The organism is Propioniciclava sp. (assembly GCF_036744435.1).
Lineage (GTDB): Bacteria > Actinomycetota > Actinomycetes > Propionibacteriales > Propionibacteriaceae > Propioniciclava.
In genome coordinates this window covers 20,674-23,916 of sequence record NZ_DAIOIA010000040.1, presented here as the reverse complement: position 1 = coordinate 23,916, position 3,243 = coordinate 20,674, and the positions used below count along the sequence as shown (strand labels likewise).

At 70.5% G+C, this 3,243-nt stretch carries 4 protein-coding genes and 1 pseudogene; 3 read left to right on the top strand and 2 right to left on the bottom strand.

From position 1 onward, the window contains the following. Nucleotides 1-1,028: pseudogene (locus V7E09_RS07160) on the top strand (hypothetical protein); the annotation flags it as partial. Nucleotides 1,029-1,147: 119 nt separating this feature from the next. After that, a complete protein-coding gene (locus V7E09_RS07155; RefSeq protein WP_324510679.1) occupies nt 1,148-1,582 on the top strand; it encodes a hypothetical protein in 435 nt (144 codons plus the stop codon). A gap of 184 nt (nt 1,583-1,766) precedes the next feature. Here the strand turns inward: V7E09_RS07155 and V7E09_RS07150 are convergent, their stop codons facing one another. Then, nucleotides 1,767-2,369 (bottom strand): hypothetical protein, encoded by a 603-nt coding sequence (locus tag V7E09_RS07150; protein WP_324510680.1) that lies wholly within the window; start codon nt 2,367-2,369, stop codon nt 1,767-1,769. A gap of 9 nt (nt 2,370-2,378) precedes the next feature. Next, nucleotides 2,379-2,852 carry a YbaK/EbsC family protein gene (locus tag V7E09_RS07145; RefSeq protein ID WP_324510681.1) on the bottom strand — a complete coding sequence of 158 codons (474 nt, stop codon included), beginning with the start codon at nt 2,850-2,852 and terminating at the stop codon, nt 2,379-2,381. A gap of 65 nt (nt 2,853-2,917) precedes the next feature. Here V7E09_RS07145 and V7E09_RS07140 point away from each other — a divergent pair. Further along, on the top strand, nt 2,918-3,243 hold a 326-nt coding region (locus tag V7E09_RS07140), incomplete at its 3' end, for an iron chaperone (RefSeq protein WP_324523200.1).

The window sequence follows — 3,243 nt, the reverse complement described above, 5'->3', positions numbered from 1 at the left end:
GGCTGCTGGTCCCCCGGGCCTCATCCGACGTGTCGGCCACCCTGCGAGCCACGCGCGGCCGCACGCAGGATCTGACCGGGACGTCCACTGCAGGCACCCAGACCACCGTCCAGAGCAGCACCGACACAGCTCAGGGCACCGAGGACGCGGCGGCCGGAACCGCCGAGACCATCGACACCACGAGCACCGAGGCCGCAGCCGACGGCACCGCCGACCCGGCGGTCACCGACGGCGTGGAGGCGACCTCAGTCGGCATCGACACCGCCCTCGGCGTCGACAGCCGCGGTGGTGTGTCGCGTCCGAACCTGCAGATCGAACTGTCGAACCGGCGCGGTGCCCTCGCGACGACAGCAGACGTCTACCAGCTTGGCCTGGTGGACGCCCGTCGCGATGCAACCGTGAAGGGAGAGCCCGGCATCGACCTGCGGGCTCTCGGCGTCCAGTCCAGCGATCTGGGCACCGCAGGCGACAAGCTGTTGGTGTTCGCGATGAACAGTTACGACCGCTACTCCAACGCGGCACGCAACCAGTCGCAGGTGCTGATCGACCGCAACAACGACGGGAACCCGGAGTACATCGTCTACGCCGTCGACTCCGGGCTGGTCCGCTCGGGCTCGGCAGACGGCCGCAACGAGGTGTTCATCTACGACACCGCGACCAAGGCGACCACCGCCGCCGGCTACATGGCGTTCTCCCCCACCGACAACAGCACCACGTTGCTGCCGGTGAAGGCGAGCAGCCTGGGCATCACCAAGGCGACGGGGACGTTCAGCTACACCGGCGAGATCTCGTCGGTGGCCAACGGGTCGGCGACCGACGCCTTCGAGGGCACGGCCAAGTACAACCCGTGGACTCCCGCCATCGAGAACGGGCAGTCCGTGTCGCTGAAGAAGGGCGCCCGCAACGTCAAGGTTCCCGCCAAGGTCGATGCAGCAGCCTTCGCGGTCCAGCGTCCCGAGGGAGTCATGGTGGTCGTGATGGACAACAAGTCCGGCTCCGACGAAGCCATCCTGCTGCGTCGCCGCTGAACGAGCAGTTCCGCCTCCGGGCCGCTCCGGCGCCACGCGTCGGGGCGGCCCGCCTCGTCCCCCACTCGTTGTTCAGGATGGTTAGCCTGGAGAGCGACCCGTGTCGCGAAGGAGGAACCATGCGGACACTGATCGCCGTGGCAGCCGCGTTGCTCCTCGCCGGCTGCTCAGGAGGAACCGTGACCTCATCGACCACCCCGGGAGCCTCCTCGAGCGCGACCGGCGGGCAACCCTCCCCGGACCAGCGCTTCGAAACGGCCCCGCCCCTGCCCGACCAGACGGGGACGCCCACACCGTTGCCCGACGACCACCTCGCTGCGATCCGTGCCGACTTGAGCGCCCGGGGCATCTCCGCCGACGGGCTCACCGTCATCAGCGCCCGAGCCGTCGTCTGGAACGACGGCTCCTGGGGGTGCCCCCAGCCCGGGAGCTTCTCCACCCAGGCACTCGAGCAGGGCATGGCCGTCATCGTCGAGGTCGACGGGGTCCAGTACGACTACCGCTTCGGTTCGGGCCCGACACCCCGCCTGTGCGTGCCGCTGGCACAGCGCTGACCCGTCCGATGGGAACAGGGCTTGGCCAACTGCCACCGGGCGCCTATCCTCGTTGACGCGTCGGGCTGCGGTAGCCCCGGGCTCCAACTTTTGCCGCTACGAGCGGCCACGCGCCGAGAGGCGCTCCCAGCCCGACGCGCCCCCTCCTACGGGAGGGGTTTCTTTTTGTTGAGGCGCGTGCGGCTCAGCGCAGCTCCCCGGCCCGCCAGAGGGCCGCTGCGGCCGTCAGGTCGGCAGCAAACGACTGCAGGCGTCCGGCCCCGACGACGGCGGGCATCCCCGCGGTCACGTCGGCGCGTCCGGCCGCGACCACGTGCGCGAACGCGGCCGCCCGCTCCAACGCCACGGCGAAGTCGCCCCGGAACGCACCCTGCAGGATCTCGTCCGCGACCCTCACCACTTCGTCCGGGCCCGCCGGATCGGCGCCGGCGACCGCGTGGTTCGGTTCGGTGAATCGGATGCCCGCTTCGTACTCGCGGGCGACCCCCGTCGGGTCATGGCGGACACCCTCGCGGAGCACGTAGAGGCGGTAGAGCGCTCCGGGCAGCGACCGGGCGGGGCGCGTCGCCCACAGGTCAGCCAGCGTCGCCAGGCCGACCTCGTCCACGAGCGCGATGAGGCGCAGGGTCACAGTCGGGTCCTCGGCAGCGCGCCCGGTGCGCAGCAGTGCCGCGGCGGTCTCATGCGCGGCGTGCAGTTCAGCGATGGGATCGTGGCGCTCCCCCAGCGCTTCCAGCGCGGACGGGTCACGGAAGGCGGGGCGGCGCGGCTTACGGGGTTCGTTCACCGCACCAGGCTAGGCGCGCGTCCGGGTGACCTCCACCCACCCCTCTGCCCCCGAGGCGGTCTCCAGTTCGGGCACCGTCAACTCGATAGCCGAGTTGCCGCTCCCGGCGGCCGGGAACACGGTCGCGAACCGGCGCAGCGACACGTCGAGGAAGACGCGCACGCCCGGCTGGACACCGAACGGGCACACCCCGCCTGCGGCGAACCCGATCCGGTCGACGAGGGCGTCGGCGGGCAGCATCCTCGCCTTGACCCCGAACTCAGCCTTGAAGGATCTGTTGGCGACGACCACGTCCCCCGCCGCCACCACGAGCGCGGACACCCCGTCCCCCAGGTCGAACGAGAGAGTCTTGGCGATGCGTGCGGGTTCGGTTCCGACGGCCTGCGCCGCCTCGGCGACGGTCGCCGAGGACGCCTGCGTCTCGATGACCCGGTCGCCCCATCCGAACTGCTCCAGGTGCCGCCTCGCGCGCTCGATGCTCACGCCGCCTCCTTCATCGTCGCTTTGGCGGGGGTCCGCCGCGGGCGTTTGGCTACTAGGGTGCCGCCATGTCCGTCATCGACGATTACCTGTCCAGCGTCAGCGGACGCCACCGGGAGCTTCTCGACCAATTGCGGGCCATCATCATTGAGGCCGCACCCGAGGCGTCCGAGGCGATCAGTTGGGGCATGCCGACGTACAAGCTCAACGGCAACCTGGTTCATTTCGCGCCAGGCAAGAGCCACGTCGGCCTGTACCCGGGTGCCGACGGGGTGGCGTTCGCCGCGGCGCGGCTCGACGAACTCGGCCTTCGATACAGCAAGGGAGCGATCCAGTTCCCGCTGGATCGGGAGCTGCCCGGCGAGCTGATCGCGTCCATCGTCGCCTTCCGGGT